Source organism: Mariniflexile ostreae (assembly GCF_042427585.1).
In the GTDB taxonomy this organism is placed as follows: domain Bacteria; phylum Bacteroidota; class Bacteroidia; order Flavobacteriales; family Flavobacteriaceae; genus Pseudalgibacter; species Pseudalgibacter ostreae.
This window is the reverse complement of the sequence record NZ_JBHMFC010000023.1, coordinates 19,687-40,585: the sequence shown is the minus strand read 5'-3', so window position 1 is coordinate 40,585 and position 20,899 is coordinate 19,687. Positions and strand designations below refer to the sequence as shown.

Here is a 20,899-nt window from a genome sequence, read left to right as displayed (position 1 = left end):
TTTAGAGCGCAGTTCAGAGGGGTTAGAAACGTAGAGTTCTTCCTATATAGACTTACAACAATTTATGCATAATCTTAAAATCCCACAACTTTATGACTTGATCCTATTTTTTTTATGGTTTGATTTTCATTTTTAATCAAAACAAAAAAGCATCCCAATCTTCTGTAAAGAAAAAAGGAAAGCTTTCCATCGGTTCAACTACGTAAACCACCCCATTTTACTGGGACAACACAACGTCTTACATGCTATAAAAAAAGCCCTAATCTCTTAGGGCTTTTAGCATTTTGGCGGTCTGGACGGGACTCGAACCCGCGACCTTCGCCGTGACAGGGCGACATTCTAACCAACTGAACTACCAGACCGTTGCTCTAATGCGGTTGCAAAGATACACGCCTTTTCCGATTTCCCAAACATTTTGATGCGTTTTTTTTATTTTTTTTTATCACGCAAAATTTCCGCGCGCTATCATATAGGCTGTCAATACGTTATTAAAATCTTTATTAATATCGGCCTCAACATATTTAATTTTATATTGAGAACATTTTAAACGCAATGCGGCAAAATAAGCTTCAACAGCTTTAGTATAATTCTCTTTTATAGTGTCTGCATAAACGTTAATATGCGCCCCTGTCTCCATATCAATAAAACGCTTTGGCTTATTATCAAAATCAAAACCCAATTCTTTGGCCTTATCAAAAACATGAAATAAAACCACTTCATGCTTATTGTGTTTTAAATGGCGTAAAGCTTCAAACAACTTGTTTTCGCTTTCTCCTGTTTGTAACATATCTGTAAATAAGAAAATTAAAGAACGTCTATGAATTTTTTCAGCTATTTCATGCAGGTATTTATACGTTTCGGTTTGTTTTTGCATAGGTTTTGAAACTACCGCATGATTCAAGTGGCTTAGCAGCATCTGATGGTGGCGCTCACTACCCTTTTCCGGAGCGTAATACTCGTACACATCATTATATATACTTAACCCAACAGCATCTCTCTGTTTTTTTAAAAGCTGCATTAAAGCGGCTGCTGCCAATGCCGAAAACCCTATTTTATTTAAATTACCAATAGAAAAAGAGCTTCTATCCGGATAATGCATGGAACTGCTGTTATCTAAAATAATATGGCAGCGTAAATTGGTTTCATCATCATAGCGCTTGGTATAGAGCTTATCTGTTTTGGCAAATAACTTCCAGTCAATATGGCGTGTGCTTTCACCTTGATTGTAGATTTTATGCTCTGCGAATTCTGCCGAAAACCCATGAAACGGACTTTTATGCATACCAGCAACAAACCCCTCCACCACTTGTTTAGCCAGTAGCGCTAAGTTTTTAAAACCTTCTGCTTTATTAAGTTCGTTTTGTAAATTCATTTAAAAATAAATAAAGCCGTTTCGCTTCCATATTCAAACACAAAAAAGAGACACTTAAAATATAAGGCTTTAAAACATTTCTATTTCAACTATCTCTTAAACGCACTTCTACAACACTAAAGAACAGTGTCTACGATACCGTATTCCACAGATTCTTCAGCGCCCATCCAATGATCTCTATTAAAATCTTTCATCACTTTTTCAACCGTTTGCCCACAGTTGTCTGCTAAGATTTTTGCACTTAATTCTTTTGTAATTACAATCTCTTTTGCCGTAATCTCTATATCACTTGCCTGTCCTCGAGCCCCCCCACTTGGCTGATGGATCATGACACGGGCATGAGGTTGGATAAACCGTTTTCCTTTTTCTCCTGCCGACAAAATAATAGAGCCCATAGAGGCTGCAAAACCGGTACAAATGGTAGACACATCGCTTTTTAAAGATTTCATACAATCATAAATAGCAAAGCCAGAAGTAACGTAACCACCAGGGCTATTAATATATAAATGAATATCCTTTGTTTCCAACGCGTCTAAATAGAGCAGTCTATCAATAACATGTTTTGCCGATTTATCATCTACTTGACCCCATAAAAAAACTTTTCGAGCTTCGATAAGCTTACTATCAATAGCATCTTGTACTTTTATTTGTTTACTCATAATGTGTTGTTCTAATTTTTCATCTAAAATAAAAAAAGGTTTGCCATAACGGCAAACCTTTTCAACATTCTTTTGTTTAAATACTATAAAAGCGCATCGATAGCTTCAGTATAGGCATTTTTAGGCGCTACACCTACTTGACGACCTACAACCTCTCCATTTTGGAACACCAAAACAGTAGGTATATTTCGTACCCCATACTTTGCAGCAAACTCTTGATTGGCATCTACATCTACCTTACCAACAACAGCTTTACCATCGTACTCCTCACTTATTTGTTCAATAATAGGGCCAACCATTCGACAAGGTCCACACCAAGCAGCCCAAAAATCTACCAATACTGGTTTATCACTTTTTAAAACGGTTTCCTCAAATGTTGCATCTGTTATCTCTAGTGCCATAATACTTATTTTTAATTTAAATATGTTCTACTTCTGTTATATATACAAAATTAGTCAAAAAAAGCTCGAAAGCTTACAAAGCTCAATTTAATTTATTTATAACCATATTGCTAAGCGCTATCACTCACGTGGTTAATAGATAGAATAAAACTTACAAAACGGCTTTAAGAACCTCATCTTAAGAGGCTCATTCGTTTTTTTAATATTCAACCAGCAAACATTAATTCAACTTAAACCGTACGTTCTGGGCCTCCAGCTCACTCAATAACTCTTGGCAAACCTTAACTTTTTGTTTCCGACTAGGCATTGTCAATTTCACTTTGTCCTTAATATCATATACTAAAAAATTAAGCATTTGATCGCCAGGGTACATATGAATCAATTCCTTTAATGCTATAACTTTTTGTTCGTTTAAATCTTTAATATCTAATTGAATGGATAATTTTTTCGCATAATTCCCCATAATATCATGCAACAACTGAAAACTATTGAACTGTAACCGAGGGTCGCTGCGTTTCCCTGTATCTTTATTCACCCAACCTTCCCGCACAAAAGTTTTGACAAACACAAAGCTGTTTTGCATTAAAAAGTGCCTAAATTTTAAGTATTCCTCACCAAAAATACGAAACTCGAAACTATCGGTATAATCTTCAATAGTAAACATCGCCCACCCTTTACCTTGTTTGCTTACCCGATGCTGCACATCGGTAACCACGCCACCAAAAACAATTTCCCGATTTACATACGGTGCCAAATCTACAAACATACCTACCGTACCGTTACAAAAGGTCTTCATTTCTATTTTAAAATCATCCAACGGGTGACCAGAAATATAAATACCTACCACCTCGCGCTCTTTACTTAGCTTCTCCATGGTGCCCCACTCTTCACATGGCGGCACTTGCGGTTCTTCAATTTGCACATCACTAGCCTCCCCAAACAAACTCACCTGTGCGGAGTTTTCGTTTTCTTGATGTTTTGCACCATATTTAATAGCTTTTTCTAAAAAGGTTATACCATCGCCATCATCATGAAAAAATTGCGCACGATGCGTATTGCTTAAGCTATCAAACCCACCAGCTAAAGCGAGGTTTTCAAATGCTTTTTTATTGGCTGCCCGTAAATCTATCCGTTTTGCAAAATCAAAAATAGACTTATAATGCCCGTCCTTCTCCCTATTCTCAACGATAGTCATAACCGCACCATGACCAACGCCTTTTATCGCTCCCATACCAAAACGCACAGCATTATCTTTATTTACCGAAAACTTATAATACGATTCATTTACATCGGGCCCAAGCACCGGTAACTTCATACGCTTACACTCTTCCATAAAGAAGGTTACCTGCTTAATATCGTTCATATTATTTGACAAAACAGCTGCCATATATTCTGCAGGATAATGCGCTTTTAAATAAGCCGTTTGATAAGCGATCCATGCATAACATGTAGAATGCGATTTATTAAAGGCATAACTCGCAAAAGCCTCCCAGTCTTTCCATACCTTTTCCAATATTTTAGCATCGTGCCCATTATCGCTCGCTTGTTGCACAAACTTAGGCTTCATTTTATCCAGCACCGCTATTTGTTTCTTTCCCATAGCCTTACGCAATACATCGGCCTCACCTTTAGTAAAACTAGCTAGTTTTTGAGAAAGAAGCATCACTTGCTCTTGATATACTGTAATACCATAGGTTTCCTTAAGGTATTCTTCCATGGCGGGCAAATCGTACTCAATAGGCTCGTCACCATGTTTACGCCTAGTAAAACTCGGGATATACTCCATTGGTCCTGGGCGGTACAAAGCGTTCATAGCGATTAAGTCTTCAAAAACCGTTGGCTTTAGCTCTTTAAGGTGTTTTTGCATTCCAGGCGATTCATATTGAAACACCCCTACGGTTTCACCTCTTTGGAAAAGCTCGTATGTTTTATCATCATCTAAAGGAAAGGTATCAGGATCCAGCAAAATATTATGTTTTGCTTTTACAATTTTAACGGTGTCTTTAATTAAAGTCAGCGTTTTCAACCCCAAGAAATCCATTTTAAGTAACCCAGCATCTTCAACCACGGAGTTATCAAACTGTGTAACATACAAATCGGAGTCTTTTGCTATAGATACTGGAACGAATTTGGTTATATCATCAGGGGTAATAATAACACCACATGCATGTATTCCGGTATTACGCACAGATCCTTCTAAAATTCTAGCCAGATTAACGGTTTCCGCCTGTAAATCCCGTCCGTCTGCAATATTTAAAAGCTCGTTGACCTTCTCTAAATCTTCCGCTCTAAACTTTTTCCCCAACTCTTTTTCACTCAACCCGAAGATCTTGCTTAATTTAGACATGGTAGGAATTAGCTTTGCGATCCTATCGGCATCAAATAAAGGTAAATCGAGCACACGGGCGGTATCCCTAATAGACGATTTTGCTGCCATAGTACCGTAAGTAATAATTTGGGCAACTTGATTGGCACCATATTTTTTAATAACATAGTCCATTACACGCCCTCGGCCTTCGTCATCAAAATCAATATCAATATCGGGCATACTGATACGGTCTGGATTTAAGAAACGCTCAAAAAGCAAATCGTACTTAAGCGGATCTATATTAGTAATCCACAAACAATAAGCAACCACCGATCCCGCTGCGGAGCCACGACCAGGCCCCACAGACACATCCATATTTCGGGCTTCTCTTATAAAATCCTCTACAATTAAGAAGTAGCCCGGGTAACCTGTATTTTCTATAACGCTTAATTCAAAATTAAGACGCTCTGTAACTTCCTCGGAAAGCGATTCTCCATACCGCTTCTTAGCACCTTCAAAAGTAAGATGTTTTAAATATGCGTTTTCACCACGTTTCCCCCCATCATTCAAGTCTTCCGCATGCTTAAACGCATCTGGAATCCCGAAAGCAGGCAATAACACATCACGTGCCAATTGATAAGACTCCACTTTATTAACCACCTCTTGCACATTTGAAATGGCTTCGGGAATATCTTTAAACAACTCTTTCATCGCATCGGGCGACTTAAAATAGTATTCTTGATTAGGCATCCCGTATCGATACCCTCTCCCCCTACCTATAGGTGTAGCCTGCTTTTCTCCATCTTTAACACATAATAAAATATCGTGGGCATTAGCATCTTCTTTCTTTCTATAATACGTATTATTTGTGGCGACCAATTTAACATCATGCTTTTGGGCAAGCTTGATTAAAGTGGGATTAACACGGTTTTCATCTTCTTGGTTGTGGCGCATAAGCTCTACATACAAGTCGTCACCAAATTCGTTTTTCCACCAAACCAAAGCCTCTTCGGCTTGATTTTCGCCAATATTCAATACTTTACTTGGCACTTCACCATATAAGTTCCCTGTTAACACAATCAGGTCTTCTTTGTATTGCTGAATGAGCTTTTTATCAATACGAGGCAAATAGTAAAACCCATTCACAAAAGCATGCGACGATAATTTCGCCAAATTATGATAGCCATTTTTATTTTTTGCTAACATTACAATTTGGTAGCCGTTGTCCTTTCTGGATTTATCGGTATGATCCTCACAAACAAAAAATTCACATCCCACAATGGGCTTCATTTCTTTGTCTGATACCGTGCTCCCCGTTTCTTCTGCCGCTTTAACCTTAGCCTTTACGTTGCTATTATGTCTATTTACAGCATTTACAAAATGGAAAGCCCCCATCATATTGGCATGATCGGTAAGCGCAACAGCAGGCATATTATATTGTGCCGCAGCAGAAACAATATCGGCAACCCCCATAGTGGATTGTAAAACTGAAAACTGGGAATGGTTGTGCAAGTGTACAAATTCCACATTTTCTAAATCGGAAATGTTTTGTTTGATTTCTTCTGAAGAAACCACGGTTGTTTTCGATTTTTTTATCCGTTCAAGTATTTTTGAACTCTCCTGCTTAAGGTTGATATGCTTTAAACCGACAAGCTTAATCGTAGTGGGATTTTCTTTTATAAAATCCTGAAAATATTCTGGCTCAACATCCAACTCCTCTTTGGTGTACTCCCCTAAACGCAACAGTTCGAAAAAACAACGCGTGGTCGCTTCCACATCGGCAGTCGCGTTATGGGCTTCTGCAAAGGGCTGCCCAAAGAGATGCTCATGGAGTTCTGTTAATGTAGGCAATTTAAACTTACCATAGCGACCACCAGCAATTTGACATAAACTGGCGGTATGCTCAGTACAAGTATCTAAAACAGGAAGCTCCTGAAGCGGATTTTCAACCGCCCCCCTAACAAACTCTGCACCCATAATGTTTAAATCGAACTTCACGTTTTGCCCCACGACAAACTTAGTTTTCCCTAAAGCCTCGTTAAACCTCTCCAAAACCTCGGCTAAAGGTAGGCCCTGTTCTTGGGCTAATTCGGTTGAAATACCATGGATTTTCTCGGCATCATAAGGAATATTAAAGCCATCGGGCTGCACCAAATAATCTTGATGTTCGATACAATTCCCCATAGCATCATGCAATTGCCATGCAATTTGTATACACCTTGGCCAATTATCTGTATCTGTAATAGGAGCATCCCAACGTTTTGGTAACCCTGTAGTTTCTGTATCAAAAATTAAGTACATTATCGAAAATTAAATGTTTGGTATTAAGCCGTTTAGAACGAACCGACTTCGCTTATAAAATTACATAGAATATATGCTCTTTTAAAATGAAATGCTAAAGATTTTTTGAATAAAAAAGAACAGCCCTCTCGAATTATCGAAAGGGCTGTGTCTTAACTAACCAAACTAACTATATTTACTAAACTAACTCTATATATATTTATCTTTTTTTTTAAAAGATAAGAATTTCTGTTTTTTAAAGTAATCTCCATCACTTTGTACACTGCAAATATATGATGCGTTAGCGCTTTGGTCAAGCTATTTAACAGAGTTTGTGAAGAAATTAAGAGTCCTTAACACTCATGTTCTTATTTTATGATAAATTAGCTTAAAATTTCAAAAAAAAAAGAGCTTTTCAAGTGCTAAATAATGAATTATGCTTTCAATTTAAGGACAAAAGCTATTACAAGCGCCCCCTTATTATTTTATATTTTAAGATTTCGTTTTCTTAAAATGTTAAATTCAATACCAAATGTAACTCAAAATAAAATTCCAGGATTATGAAATTAAAAGGTATAACGTTACTACTTGCCTCATTGAGTCTCTTCAATTGTAAATCGCAAACCACTGCATTATATGTAGGCACTTATACAGACGGTGAAAGTGAAGGCATTTACCGATTGGAATTTAATGCCGCAACAGGCGAGCTTAGCAATAAAACACTAGCTGCTCGTGTAGAAAACCCCTCTTTTATTAGTTTTTCTCCAAATAAAAAATTCATATACGCCGTTGGAGAAGGAAGTTCTAGCGCGGTAACCGCTTTTAAATTAAGAAAGGACGGCCTTTTAGAACTCATAAATCAAGTAAGCAGCAACGGCAAAGGCCCTTGCCACGTCGCCATAAATGCTGCTGGCAACAAAGCCGTGGTATCCAATTATGGCGGCGGAACCGTTTCCATATATACCATTAACGAAAACGGCAGCTTAAATGAAGCCTCACAAGTTTTTGACCATAATATTGAAAATGAAAAATCCCATGTGCATTCGGCGCAATTTGATCAAAATAATTTATTTGTAGCCGATTTAGGAAGAAACGCACTTTATCATTATGTTTTAGAAGATTCAATATATAAAATTAAATCGACCGCAATAACAGAAATGAAAGGCAACCCTGGGCCTAGACATTTCACGATGACGGAAAACAAAAAACAAATTTACGTAATCAATGAATATGCCAACTCCATTACAGCCCTAAAGAAAACAGAGCATGGTTTTGAGAGTTTTTCAGAATACACAACCTTAGCCCCAAGTTTTAACGGAGAAAGTTTTTGTGCAGACATCCATCTATCCCAAGACGAACGGTTTTTATACGGATCCAATAGAGGCGAAAATTCTATAGTGGTGTTTAAAAGAAACCTTGAAAACGGCACTTTAGAAAACATTCAAAATAGCTCTGTTCATGGAGATTGGCCAAGAAATTTCACTTTAGATCCTACTGGCACGTTTATGCTGGTAGCCAATCAAAGAAGCCATAACATCTCTGTTTTTAAAGTGGATCAAAAAACCGGAAAACTGTCGTTTTTAAATACAACCCACCTTCCATCACCCGTTTGTCTTTTATTTTAAAAAAACATGTTTCTTGAATAAAAAAATATAGTATCTTTGCGCCCTCATTAATAACAGAGGTCGAGAACCTCAAATAATTAATTATTATGGCAGTAAAAATTAGATTACAAAGACACGGTAAAAAAGGAAAACCTTACTACTGGATCGTCGCAGCTGATGCACGTTCAAAAAGAGATGGTAAATACCTAGAAAAATTAGGCGCTTACAATCCAAACACAAATCCAGCAACTATAGAGTTAAATCTTGACAATGCTGTGAAATGGTTACAAAACGGTGCTCAACCAACAGATACCGCTAAAGCTATTCTATCTTACAAAGGCGCTTTATTAAAAAATCACCTTGCAGGTGGTGTTAGAAAAGGTGCTTTAACAGAAGAACAAGCCGAAGCTAAGTTTACTGCTTGGGTAGAAGAAAAGTCAAACAAAATTGGTTCTAAATCAGAAGGTTTAGCAAAAGAACAAGCCGAAGCAAAAGCAAAAGCATTAGAAGCTGAGAAAGCCGCTAATGAAGCGCGTATTGCTGCTGCCGCTCCTGCTGAAGAAGTTGTTGCTGAAGAAGAAACCGCTGCTGAAGACGCTCCAGAAGCTGCAACCGAAGAGGCTGCAACAGAGGATGCTCCAGAAGCAAAAAAAGAAGAATAAAAAAACAATAATTTTTTATACTTTTAAACTCCGATACAACCTATCGGAGTTTTTTGTACAAATTAATATTGAATCCCTTAACAACAAGGACCTCAACCTATAACATAGCATCTCGAGACGTATCGAGAAAAACATAAACTGCATTTCCATGAAAAAAGAAGATTGTTTTTACTTAGGAAAAATTGTAAAGAAATATAGCTTTAAAGGTGAAATTCTAGCGAAATTAGATACAGACCAACCCGAGATATACGAAAATTTAGATGCTATTTTTTTAGACCTTAAAAACAACCTTATCCCTTTTTTTATTGAAGACTCACAATTGCACAAATCTGAATTGTTGCGTATAAAATTTGAAGACGTAGATACAGAAGCCGATGCAGATGCCATAATGAAATCTGACCTGTACCTGCCTTTAGACCTCTTGCCAAAACTGGAAGGCAACAAGTTTTATTTCCACGAAGTTATAGGCTTTACGGTTGAAGACGTTAATTTTGGCATCGTGGGAACGATTATGTCCATAAATGATTCGACCTCGCAAGCCCTCTTTGAAATTGACAGCAATGGGATAGAGGTCTTAATCCCCATGAATGATGAATTTATAGTTAAGGTGGATCGAAATAAAAAAACAGTTTTGGTAAACACTCCAGAAGGTTTGATCGATTTATACTTGTAATCCCCTTAAACCATGCCCCAAAAGCCGTTTGTGTTTAAAAAATTCAATGTACAGCAACATGAATGTGCCATGAAAATAGGCACAGACGCCGTGCTTTTAGGCGCATGGACTTCTATTAAAAACCGTCCTTGTTCTGTTTTAGATATCGGTGCTGGCACTGGCATCCTTTCTCTCATGCTAGCACAACGCAGTGATGCCACATTAATAGACGCTTTAGAAATTGACGATAGCGCTTACGAACAATGCGTAGAGAACTTTGAACAATCCCCTTGGGCCGACCGCCTGTTCTGCTACCATGCTGCCCTTGAAGAGTTCGTGGATGAGTTGGATGATACTTACGACCTTATAATATGCAATCCCCCTTTCTATTCAGAACACTACAAAACCAATAATAAGCAACGGAACTTGGCACGTTTCTCTGATGCTATGCCTTTTGTAGACTTACTTGAAAGTGTTTCAAAGCTACTTTCAGAACAGGGTCTCTTTTCCGTTATCATACCGTTTAAAGAAACATCTCATTTTATAACTTTAGCTTCAACATATCGTTTATCGCCCTGCAGAATCCTTCATGTAAAAGGCACCCCTAGCTCTGAAGTAAAACGAAGTTTAATCGAATTTACTTTTCAAAATTCCGATATTGCCCAAAAAGAAGTCTTAACAGAACAATTGATTATTGAAACCGCGAGACACCAATACACAGAAGCCTATATCAATCTTACCCAAGGTTTCTATTTAAAAATGTAATACTTTTACTTAACTCTATTTAAAATTAAACAAATATATTCCATACACAGATACCCACTTCAAGTCTTTAGACAAACCCTGAATATATCTTTACTATCTTTACACTGTAGGATTAAACATTATGCGCCAAATTTATAATGGGGCAGTAAATATAATGGCACATTCCAGAGTTATTCACCAATAGCAGAGACCAAATCTAACAGCATAAACAACCTTTACCTTTATGTTTTTAGATTTTCGTCAGTTCTGTGATTGCCAAGTTCTTTATGTTTTATATAAAAATTTATCAATAGATGACTTTTGACAGGTTTTATAAATTTTTCAGTTAGTATTTTTGTTTTTTAGTAAGAAACAACCCTATATTTATCAATTTAGAAGTTTAAACATTTTATCATGCAAGAATCAAGAAAGGACATTGTTCAGTATATCAATTTAAAGTTGGCTTCATTAGGGCAGCCTACATACAGAGATCAAGAAGATAGTTTACATAAATTTTGCGATCCAAAATTCGAAAAATTAACAAGGGGGCTTATCAAAAGTTCTCGAGAAAAATCTAGACTATTAGCAGATTATCATTCTCCTGTAGATTCGAGAATTCAAAATTTCTTAAACGATTATTTAAAAGATGTTTCCATAGACAAGCCTTATGTGTTGCCTAACAATACATTAATATTATCAAGGAAAGGTCATGCAAGGGAAGTGAGCTTACCACCAAATGGCGATTCTTTTAAAAGTGAAAACGTTCAGACTTATCGGGTTAAACAAGGCATTTTAAACAACCCTGTTAACGATAAAAGAACAACAAAAGGGACTTTTCATATTGTTGAAGGCGATCTTCCTGTCCCTTTCGACAAAAAAGAGGTGCCAAAAATCGCATTCGCCCATTTATTGCATGCTGCTATTAATCCTTCTGATGAATTAAAAATACTGCCTTTCACGTCAAACCAAGAGGAACAAGCCAAAGTTATGGTTTCTATGCTCCTTCGGCCTATGGTTTGCCCAGAGGTAAAAGGTATCATTTCAAAGAAAACTTTAGAGGTTCGCTTTTTTGCTCCAGGAAGCTTAGTTAGTAACCTAGACTTTGTTGAGTCTATCTTCGGTAATGCCGGCAACCCTATTTTAGCGCAAAATGATGCCGCGCTAGACACCGAACATTGGACTGGCCATACCGGTTGTGTTATTTTAGCACCGCAACTAAAAACCTTAAAAAAGAAAGATTTAGGATTACCTCATTTCGATGATGCTACAGAACGTCAGAAAAAAGACGGGATGTGCTGGAAGGATGAAAATGAACTATATAATGATGGTGGTGCGTTTAAAATTAGCTGTAGAGACGACAGAGGTGTCGTGGTTACCTTAATTGCCGACAACTACTATGGGTATTCTAAAAAAGAAATTAAAACACAAATTAGTTATTCTGCCAACTTATTAGGTTTAGTGGAAGAAGAACATGCTGGTGGTGCCATAGCATTTGCTAGACGTGTTATGGGAGACACTGTAGATGGTCGCGATTTCTCAGAATTTCATGAATATCGCTATAATTTTGAAGATGTAAAGCAATTATTAGGCGATAAAATAGAGGTAAAACCAGAGAACTATGCTATAGATAAGAAGTATCCTAATATCATATATGTTCCAGAACTGGCTTATTTTAATACGAATACCAATAGTGTTACTTGGACCCATAACAATAAAGAGCAAAAATTAACGCTCTCTCCACATAAAACATATGTGCACCCTACGGGCAATAAGTTAAAACTGGAAAAACACAACTCCATTAACTTATGGCGTATTATAGATACATTTGCAGAAGGCGTTTTTTGCCACAAACCATGTACCGTATCAGGTGGTGGGAAATCTGAGATTTCAAAATCCATGCAAAATGCGATTACCTATAATACTTTCAACATCCAGAATATTGATGAGGACTTTAAAAAAGCAGATGAAATTATAGAGTTTGATTACTCTACAAGATGGAAAGTAAAAGACCCAAACAGACCAAAATCCAGATCCTTTTTAAGCGAACAAAGAACTTTAGGTTCTGCGGTAAAGCTGCTTACACCTTCTGAAGAGAATTCAGATGAATTTAACGAGTTTCTAGAAAAAATACCGGTACACATCCGCTCGTTAGTGTTATTTGTAAAACGACTGTACAGACAAGCTCATGGCGTTTTAAACTGGAAAGATTACATGTCTGTAGAAATCATTAATGGTAAAAACGGTACAGGCCTAATGCACAATAACACACCTGTAGTGGGTAGTTATGTACGTATTGGGTTTAACCAGAAAGGCAACTGGATGTTAAACAAACTGCGTTCTGATTTTTCACCAAGTGAAAAAATCCAAACGGAAGATGATATTTCGGCATCCATTACATTACCTCGCAATAGGTTTAAAAAACTAAATCCGGAATACACCAATAAAAGTGTTAAAATTGTTGATAATTGCGAAGCGCATTTATTCCAAAGACCAGACGAAGCAGTTGTTAGGGGCTATGATAAAAATGCAGAATTAGACATTGTAACCAACGGTCGTTTTTTAACTAATTATGAATTGTTGTTTAAAAAAGATGCTATAGCCATTTATGAAGACACCATTCATTTTGATAAGTATACGCAGCCTGTAAAGGATTTTATAACCAGTATCGTGAATAGCAAAAATGAAGAAGAGTACTTCGTATTGCCTTCACATACCCGAATTGTAGATGGCGAGCCTACCAAAAACCCACGCTACCTAGAGCCTAATTTAAATGTAAAGGAAACTGAAGCAAGTTATTTGGCAGATGTAGGGGTGCGTTTAATTAGAAAGATAAAAGCCGAAGACCCTGTAATTCACGTTGTAAATGCGGTATTACCAGGTAGAAGAAACAATCCTGTAGACAAAGAAGCAGGCATTCGTCCTTTAGCGGTTTATAACCCAATTCACTACCAAGAGGCCCCAGAGTTGTTTATGGACTTTATTTGTAGCTTAACAGGCAAGTCGCCTTCTACCACAGGGGCAGGCTCCGAAGGTGCTTTAACAAAAAGCCCTTTTAATATGCTAACGCCTACTACAGATTTGAATAATGCGCTATTATCCCACATCTTAACAGAATCCCACGGGTTTAGTACGGCGGCAGGATATGTAGGTGCAGAGAATAAAGTAGATCATGATATTAGTTTATTGATTCCTGAAATCTGGGCACGTATGATCCCAGAAGAACAAGATCCTAAAAAATTAATTGAGAATGGCTCATTAGAAAAAATAGAAGATTTTGAGTACCAAGGAAAAAAAGTTTTAGCAAGTCGATTAGGCTATCGCATCACCAAAACATTCTCGTTAAGATGCTTAAACCGTATTTTTGATGAGCCTACAGCTGTTTTTAATGAGAAAATGTTAAAACCAGAACTGCAAGGATTAGAAGATTATGTGGATGGTATAAATAATATTGTAGAAGCCCAACAAAAAGTAGCGCTTAGGTACTTTGAAGAAGGCAGTATAGAGGCTACCATTCCGCCATTGAAAATTTTATTGCACATCATGGCATATGGCCATTACGAAGGAAAAGACATGAGCAATCCTGAATTTAGAAAGTATTTCGAAAGGGATTATGTTCTAAATAGCGATTGGTACAAAGAACGATTGGTTTTAAAACAGCAAAAAGATATTCGTTTTTACGAATCTCAATTAGCCTATTTAAAAGCATTTATGGCCAACCCAAACAACACTATTTTAGTTTCTGAAATGAATATTAAAGACCGCTTAAAATCTGTTAAAGATACATTGGATTACGTAAAAACGGAAGACTATCTAAACAGTTTAGTTGGCACCATTGGTGTAGACCCTTTATTTAGAAAATAAACGCTATCAATTAATTTTATAAAAATGCTTTCCAAGGTTTGGGAAGCATTTTTTTATTCCATACAAAAAACCATTCTTAACTTTTATATTCTCTTTTTTCCTGATAAATATCAACTTTACTCAAGAAATAGAAAATGGATTTTAATTATCTTTAAAAAGTGGATTGACATTGACGAATTAATAGGCAAAAGATACAGATTCGGAAACCTTTTCAAATAGTGTTTCACCTGAAAATTATTACGCAAATCATCCCGCAAGTAAAAATAAAAAGCTACCTGATTTTGTTCAAATAGCTTATCCCTTATTTATGATTAACCCAGCTTTGTTGAAAAAGCCTCTATTGGCAGTCTAACTTTTTTCAGATTGGCTAAATAATCATTCTCTTCATCTCGATATCCTAATGCTAAAACAACAACACTTTTGAGGTTTTTTTCTTTCAAACCTAATAATTCATCAAATTTTTCTGCATCAAAACCTTCCATTGGAGTAGAGTCGATTTTTAATGTTGCTGCTGCAATCAGCCCAGTCCCCAAGCCTATGTATGCTTGTTTTGCTGACCAATTAAAATTATCAGTGTCAGTTTGTGCTAAAAGATAAGTGCTTATGGAATTTTTAAAATCAGCTAATTCTTCAACCCGTGTTTCTCTTACATTAGCAATTAACTCGATATATTGATTTATATGTTCCTGTCTTATGGATTTAAATGCAGAGAACACTAAAAGGTGTGAGGCTTCGGCTATTTGAGAATTAAATGAATCCTTAGCCAAATCTTTTTTCAAAACCGGATCGTCTATAACTGTAAGTCGATATGGTTGAATTCCTACTGAAGATGCAGAAAGATTAATCGCTTCTACTATTTTTTCCAAATCTTCGTCTTCCACTCTTTTGGAGTTGAATTTCTTTGTCGCATACCGCCAGTTCAAATCATCTATTAATTTCATTACTATTTTATTTTAAAATTATTATTCAAAAGTAATCTTATAAGGTTACTTTTTGTAACTTACTGCCAAAAAGTAATAGTAACATTCGAGTAACCAAGTGACTTATTATGGAACAAGAAATAGAACCAATAAAAGAATGTAGCCATACCATTTTAGCAATTCATGATGTAATGGATATCCTTAATGGCAAATGGAAAATATCTATTATCGCGTGCCTTTGCTATAAAAAAATGCGCTATTCTGAATTATTACGAGAGGTAAAAGGAATATCGGGCAGAATGTTGAGTCGAGAATTAAAGGAATTAGAGATGAATCAACTGATTACAAGAAACGTATTAAACACTCAACCTGTAACTGTAGAATACGAAATAACGGAATACGGCTCAACACTTAAAAGTTTGACTAGTACAATTGCTGAATGGGGTATGGAACATAGAAGAAAAATAATTGGCAAGAAAATATAAGAAATGAGAATAAACACTACCGCCAATAATAACGTGTACAAAACATTAAACAAACCTATTCACTAATTGAGTATGTTCCTAGAAAGTTAATGAGCACTGCATACTATTTAATTTATTTGCGTAATTCTTAAATAACACCTATTAAAAATTGAAGGCTTTAACTATGAGGAAGGATATAAACACAAGCTAAACGTAAAAAAAAAAGTAATTGAGGCGAATCCATATCAAAGGAAGCCTCTTAACAAGCTTTTAAACGGTTACTTACAACTGAATCTGATGGGTAATTTCAAAATATAATCGAGTAAATGAATCCGCCATCAAATGATGACCTAACCCCTTCACATCACAGCACACACATTAGCTTTACGAGGTCGCTTCGTATAAAGCCTTTAACGGCTTTTTTTATTGTAAACATACGCATGGCTTACAATCCATTTTCCAGTCGCTCTTAACATGAAACTAACCCTTATCCGTTCGAAAGGCTACTCCATGTCTATAATAGCTTAAAATAAAAATCTGATATTCTAATGGCCATAATAAAAATACTTGCGGTTTTTAGCTAAAAAATGATTTAAAGTTGTTGTTATTTACTTCCTTTAAAATACATTACGCAAACCCATGCCCTTCGTATTGATAATGTAAATTTAAGAACAGCACTGACAGGAGTTTTTAACACATTAATTTATTGACTTACATCAAGTAGTTTAACTTAATACAACACTAGTTTTGCCATTGCAATATTAATAAGATTTTAAAATAACACTTACAGAATTAGAGACATTACAAGCCTTTGGATACAACAGTCGAGAACGGTTAGAAAAAGCATTAATACACCTTCAAAATGGAAATGGTATTATCTTAATGGACGATAAAGACCGAGAAAACGAAGGTGACCTAATATTCTCTGCCCACCATATGACGGTTAAGGATATGGCGCTTATGATTAAAGCGTGCAGCGGCATTGTTTGCCTTTGTTTAACAAATGAAAAAGCCGACTTACTTAAGTTACCCTATGTGGTGAAAGAAAACACAAGTAGTTTCCAAACCCCCTTTACCGTTTCTTTAGAAGCAAAAGAAGGCGTAACTACAGGGGTTTCGGCAAAAGACAGATTAACAACCATCCAGGTGGCTTGCAGCGATAATGCCAAAAACAACGATTTAGCTAAGCCTGGCCATATTTTTCCTTTAATGGCTAAAAATAATGGTGTTCTTGAAAGAAATGGCCATACGGAAGGCAGTATAGATTTAATGAAATTAGCCGGCTTAAAACCAGAAGCCGTTCTCTGCGAATTAATGAACGATGATGGTACAATGGCAAAAATGGATACGATCATACCATTTGCGCATACGCATAATTTAATGGTCCTTTCCATACAGGATATTATTCATTATCGTAAATTTGTAAGAGACTATAAATAAATGGCAAATTGTATTGAACTTACCAATTTTATAAAAAAAACATTCACATTGAAGATGAAGATTTAAACATCGTGTTATCTTATTTTAAAACTATAAAAAAAAACAAAAATGACATTTTACTATCAAATGGAAAAAACAGCCAGGTTAGTTATTTTGTAAAAAAAGGATGCTTAAGGCTATTTTATATAGATGAAGAAGGGAAAGACATTACCCGTTATATTGCATTTGAAAATCAATTTGCAACAGAACTTGTTAGTTTAATAACACACGAACCTGCACAAGAAACCATTCAAGTTATTGAAAATAGTGAGCTTTTATACATCACGCACGATGACTTTAGATATCTGATGACGATTATTCCTAAATGGAAAGATTTTTATAGCATCTATCTAGAAAAAGCGTATGTGAATAATTCAAAAAGATTAATCTCATTTACTACTCTAGATGCATCAGAACGATATAAACAATTATTTAAAATAAATCCCAATATCGTTAAACGTCTGCCAAACAAAATAGTTGCATCTTATATTAATATATCACAAGAGACTTTGAGTAGGATAAAATCTAAAATCTGATTTTTTAAACAAAAAGAACACAAAATTTATAATTTGGCTAAGCATCTATTTTAAACCTAAACGAAAGCCATATCTTTTACGAAAGCATGTGGGATACCTTCTCTTTTCCACAATACTTATAAAATTTAAAACCACGCATGATTCAAAAAAGGTACGAAGGATTTTTAAAAACAGCTTGTCTCTGGAAAAATGATACGCTTTTAGGCTTAAAACAATTGGATATTGTTCCTTTATTTACTACAATCGATATTGCTATACAAGAGAAACTTCGGTTGGGTAAGTATGTGGAACGTTTGGTTGTTTTTGAACTCAAACAGCACACTACTATTTCTATTTTAGCTGAAAATATACAGATTCAAAAGGGTAAGACAACCGTTGGCGAATTGGATTGTTTATATATTAAAAACAACCGCCCGGTACATTTAGAAATCATCTATAAATTCTACCTCTACGACACTTCTGTTGGAACACAAGAAATAGAGCATTTTATTGGACCAAATAGAAAAGACACCCTACTGGAAAAGCTGATAAAATTAAAAGACAAACAGCTTCCGCTTTTACATACAGCCGACTGTAAAAAATATTTGGATCAATTGGGGTTGAAAAGTGAAGACATAACACAAGAAGTCTATTTTAAAGCGCAGTTATTTGTGCCTTACCGCAATACGGCGGTACACCTTAAAACCCTAAATCCGGAAGCTATAGTAGGGCTATATATCAATAAAGAAGAATTAAACACGCTTAATGACCATAAATTTTATGTGCCATCAAAAAAAGATTGGTTAATAGCCCCTCATTATGATGTAAACTGGATGACTTTTGAAACGTTTAAACCTGTTGCGCAAGCGTATCTTAATCGTCAATTTTCACCTCTATGTTGGATGAAGGCCAAAAACGGAACATTGGTTAAGATGTTTTTGGTTTGGTGGTAAATAGTATTCTTCAAAAGATTTACAACATGCCCTAAAAGGGATTGTAAAATATTTTATTGGATTTAATAATGCCCATGAGCAAATTTAGTCCACATAAAATATCTAGAAAACAAGTTGCATTATGCTGGCAAAAGTGTTAACTCTCAGGAGCTAATTCCACCTCTAGGCCATTCATATCTGGTGTAATTTGTATTTGGCAGCCTAAACGACTATTGTCTTTAACATCAAAAGCCTCAGATAGCATAGCCTCTTCATCATCGCTCATTTCTGGTAATTTGGTATCACTCGTTACATAACATTGGCATGAAGCACACATGGCCATACCGCCACACACCCCAATAGTGCCTTCTGGGGCCAGTTCGTAAGACCTCACGACCTCCATAAGGTTCATGGCCATATCTGTTGGCGCAACGACCTCATGCGTTACACCATCTCTATCTGTTATTTTTATTGTAATATCTTCCATGGTATTCTTTACTTTTACTATAGGCATGTTACATGCGTTTGCCAAAAAACTATGCAAAAGTACTATTAATTATGGCTTTGGTATTTAAAAATGAAAAGAAATCCCTTTTTTAAGCTTGGATATTTATAACCTGCTCAATTTGTGGTGCATATTTCTTAATCGTCATTTCTACTCCAGACTTAAGGGTCATTTGGTTAACCGTACAGCCCACGCAAGCGCCTTGCAACTGCACCTTAACCAATTTATCATCTTCAATAGACAACAACGAAATATCACCGCCATCACTTTGAAGAAACGGACGTATTTCCTCTAAGGCTTTTTCTACATTTAATTTAATTTCTTCTGAGCTCATAATTCCTATTTTACCTTTCTTCTTCTACCATAAAGCAGAAGAAGAAAGATGTTTATTTATTTCTTAACTGCTGAACATCCAGCCATTGTGGTTATTTTTATAGCCTCTGTAGGAGGCAAATCGTCGTTTCGCCTTACCACTTCCTGTACTACATTTTGTGTTAACTTTTCAAATGCCGCTTCTAACGGAGTAGCCGTTTGCATAGCTGCTGGCCGTCCAACATCTCCTGCTTCTCGAATGCTTTGCACTAAAGGTATCTGTCCTAAAAATGGTACTTTTAAGTCTTCAGCTAAGTGTTTAGCACCTTCTTTGCCAAAAATGTAATATTTATTGTCTGGAAGCTCTTCAGGAACAAAATATGCCATATTTTCAACAATGCCCAATACAGGTACATTTATACTGTCTTGTTGGAACATTGCCACACCTTTTTTAGCATCGGCCAAAGCCACTTTCTGCGGCGTACTAACCACTACGGCACCTGTAATAGGAAGCGATTGCATTATACTTAAATGAATATCGCCTGTTCCTGGGGGTAAATCCAGCAATAGAAAATCAAGCTCACCCCAATGCGCATCAAAAATCATTTGATTCAAGGCTTTTGCTGCCATAGGGCCCCGCCACACTACCGCTTGGTCGGGCTGAGTAAAAAAGCCGATGGATAATATTTTTACTCCGTAATTTTCAACGGGTTTCATTTTTGATTTTCCATCAATGTTAACAGCTAAAGGTTTTTCAACCTCTACATCAAACATAATGGGGATAGACGGCCCATAAATATCAGCATCTAAAATACCTACTTTAAAACCCATTTTAGATAAGGTAACACCTAAGTTTGCGGTTACTGTAGATTTACCTACACCACCTTTTCCCGAAGCAATGGCTACAATATTTTGAATCCCTGGAATAGCCTTACCTTTAATCACATTTGCCTTTGGCGTTTCGGGTGCCTCAACTTTTACATTTACAGTAATTTTAGCTTTCTCATAAACACGTTCATGGATGATTTTTAAAATATCCACTTCCGTTCGTTTTTTAGCTTGTAAGCTTGGGTTTTTTATGGTAATATCCACTATAACTTCGTCTCCAAAAGTAATCACGTTTTTTACGGCACCACTTTCAACCATATTCTGGCCTTCACCTGGAACTGTAATATGCTCCAGAGCCTTAAGTATATCTTGTTTGTTAAGTTTCATATTTTTTAAATTTC

18 protein-coding genes and 1 tRNA gene are annotated in these 20,899 nt (G+C 36.2%); 10 read left to right on the top strand and 9 right to left on the bottom strand.

Going from position 1 to position 20,899, the window contains the following annotated elements; genetic code table 11:
• Window positions 1-285: 285 nt before the first annotated feature.
• The 5 genes from ACFFU9_RS07755 to dnaE form a co-directional block, all read right to left on the bottom strand.
• Window positions 286-362, bottom strand: a tRNA-Asp gene (locus ACFFU9_RS07755).
• An 80-nt stretch (window positions 363-442) separates the two neighbouring features.
• Complete coding sequence (locus ACFFU9_RS07750; protein WP_379860827.1) at window positions 443-1,372, bottom strand: DUF58 domain-containing protein; 930 nt, start codon at window positions 1,370-1,372, stop codon at window positions 443-445.
• Between the two features lie 116 nt (window positions 1,373-1,488).
• On the bottom strand, window positions 1,489-2,031 hold the full coding sequence (locus tag ACFFU9_RS07745; RefSeq protein WP_379860826.1) for a ClpP family protease: 543 nt from the start codon (window positions 2,029-2,031) through the stop codon (window positions 1,489-1,491).
• A gap of 83 nt (window positions 2,032-2,114) precedes the next feature.
• Complete coding sequence (gene trxA / locus ACFFU9_RS07740) at window positions 2,115-2,432, bottom strand: thioredoxin (protein ID WP_379860825.1); 318 nt, start codon at window positions 2,430-2,432, stop codon at window positions 2,115-2,117.
• A gap of 220 nt (window positions 2,433-2,652) precedes the next feature.
• On the bottom strand, window positions 2,653-7,041 hold the full coding sequence (gene dnaE, locus ACFFU9_RS07735) for a DNA polymerase III subunit alpha (RefSeq protein WP_379860824.1): 4,389 nt from the start codon (window positions 7,039-7,041) through the stop codon (window positions 2,653-2,655).
• 539 nt (window positions 7,042-7,580) lie between these two features.
• Here dnaE and ACFFU9_RS07730 point away from each other — a divergent pair.
• From ACFFU9_RS07730 to ACFFU9_RS07710, 5 genes are all read left to right on the top strand, one after another.
• Window positions 7,581-8,645, top strand: coding sequence for a lactonase family protein (locus ACFFU9_RS07730; RefSeq protein ID WP_379860823.1), 1,065 nt, complete (start codon window positions 7,581-7,583; stop codon window positions 8,643-8,645).
• An 86-nt stretch (window positions 8,646-8,731) separates the two neighbouring features.
• Window positions 8,732-9,286, top strand: coding sequence for a 30S ribosomal protein S16 (locus tag ACFFU9_RS07725; RefSeq protein ID WP_379860822.1), 555 nt, complete (start codon window positions 8,732-8,734; stop codon window positions 9,284-9,286).
• A gap of 148 nt (window positions 9,287-9,434) precedes the next feature.
• The gene (gene rimM, locus ACFFU9_RS07720) at window positions 9,435-9,959 is read left to right on the top strand and encodes a ribosome maturation factor RimM (protein ID WP_379860821.1); all 525 of its coding nucleotides are present in this window, start codon (window positions 9,435-9,437) and stop codon (window positions 9,957-9,959) included.
• A 12-nt stretch (window positions 9,960-9,971) separates the two neighbouring features.
• Complete coding sequence (locus ACFFU9_RS07715; RefSeq protein WP_379860819.1) at window positions 9,972-10,703, top strand: tRNA1(Val) (adenine(37)-N6)-methyltransferase; 732 nt, start codon at window positions 9,972-9,974, stop codon at window positions 10,701-10,703.
• A gap of 393 nt (window positions 10,704-11,096) precedes the next feature.
• Complete coding sequence (locus ACFFU9_RS07710) at window positions 11,097-14,543, top strand: PPi-type phosphoenolpyruvate carboxykinase family protein (RefSeq protein ID WP_379860818.1); 3,447 nt, start codon at window positions 11,097-11,099, stop codon at window positions 14,541-14,543.
• Between the two features lie 311 nt (window positions 14,544-14,854).
• On the opposite strand, the gene ACFFU9_RS07705 is transcribed toward ACFFU9_RS07710, so the two are convergent.
• Window positions 14,855-15,484, bottom strand: coding sequence for an NAD(P)H-dependent oxidoreductase (locus ACFFU9_RS07705; protein WP_379860816.1), 630 nt, complete (start codon window positions 15,482-15,484; stop codon window positions 14,855-14,857).
• Between the two features lie 107 nt (window positions 15,485-15,591).
• Here ACFFU9_RS07705 and ACFFU9_RS07700 point away from each other — a divergent pair, with 107 nt between their 5' ends.
• The 5 genes from ACFFU9_RS07700 to ACFFU9_RS07680 all read left to right on the top strand — a co-directional run bounded on the left by ACFFU9_RS07700 (window position 15,592) and on the right by ACFFU9_RS07680 (window position 18,874).
• On the top strand, window positions 15,592-15,948 hold the full coding sequence (locus tag ACFFU9_RS07700; protein ID WP_379860815.1) for a winged helix-turn-helix transcriptional regulator: 357 nt from the start codon (window positions 15,592-15,594) through the stop codon (window positions 15,946-15,948).
• 147 nt (window positions 15,949-16,095) lie between these two features.
• The gene (locus tag ACFFU9_RS07695) at window positions 16,096-16,245 is read left to right on the top strand and encodes a hypothetical protein (RefSeq protein WP_379860831.1); all 150 of its coding nucleotides are present in this window, start codon (window positions 16,096-16,098) and stop codon (window positions 16,243-16,245) included.
• Window positions 16,246-16,704: 459 nt separating this feature from the next.
• Window positions 16,705-17,367: a 3,4-dihydroxy-2-butanone-4-phosphate synthase gene (ribB, locus tag ACFFU9_RS07690; protein WP_379860830.1), complete on the top strand. Its 663-nt coding sequence runs from the start codon at window positions 16,705-16,707 to the stop codon at window positions 17,365-17,367.
• Between the two features lie 71 nt (window positions 17,368-17,438).
• On the top strand, window positions 17,439-17,942 hold the full coding sequence (locus ACFFU9_RS07685) for a Crp/Fnr family transcriptional regulator (protein ID WP_379860814.1): 504 nt from the start codon (window positions 17,439-17,441) through the stop codon (window positions 17,940-17,942).
• Between the two features lie 137 nt (window positions 17,943-18,079).
• On the top strand, window positions 18,080-18,874 hold the full coding sequence (locus ACFFU9_RS07680; RefSeq protein WP_379860812.1) for a DUF1853 family protein: 795 nt from the start codon (window positions 18,080-18,082) through the stop codon (window positions 18,872-18,874).
• Between the two features lie 136 nt (window positions 18,875-19,010).
• On the opposite strand, the gene ACFFU9_RS07675 is transcribed toward ACFFU9_RS07680, so the two are convergent.
• The 3 genes from ACFFU9_RS07675 to ACFFU9_RS07665 form a co-directional block, all read right to left on the bottom strand.
• Window positions 19,011-19,340: a 2Fe-2S iron-sulfur cluster-binding family protein gene (locus tag ACFFU9_RS07675; protein ID WP_379860829.1), complete on the bottom strand. Its 330-nt coding sequence runs from the start codon at window positions 19,338-19,340 to the stop codon at window positions 19,011-19,013.
• Window positions 19,341-19,449: 109 nt separating this feature from the next.
• A complete protein-coding gene (locus ACFFU9_RS07670; protein WP_379860811.1) occupies window positions 19,450-19,692 on the bottom strand; it encodes a NifU family protein in 243 nt (80 codons plus the stop codon).
• A gap of 56 nt (window positions 19,693-19,748) precedes the next feature.
• Complete coding sequence (locus tag ACFFU9_RS07665) at window positions 19,749-20,885, bottom strand: Mrp/NBP35 family ATP-binding protein (RefSeq protein ID WP_379860810.1); 1,137 nt, start codon at window positions 20,883-20,885, stop codon at window positions 19,749-19,751.
• Window positions 20,886-20,899: the final 14 nt, after the last annotated feature.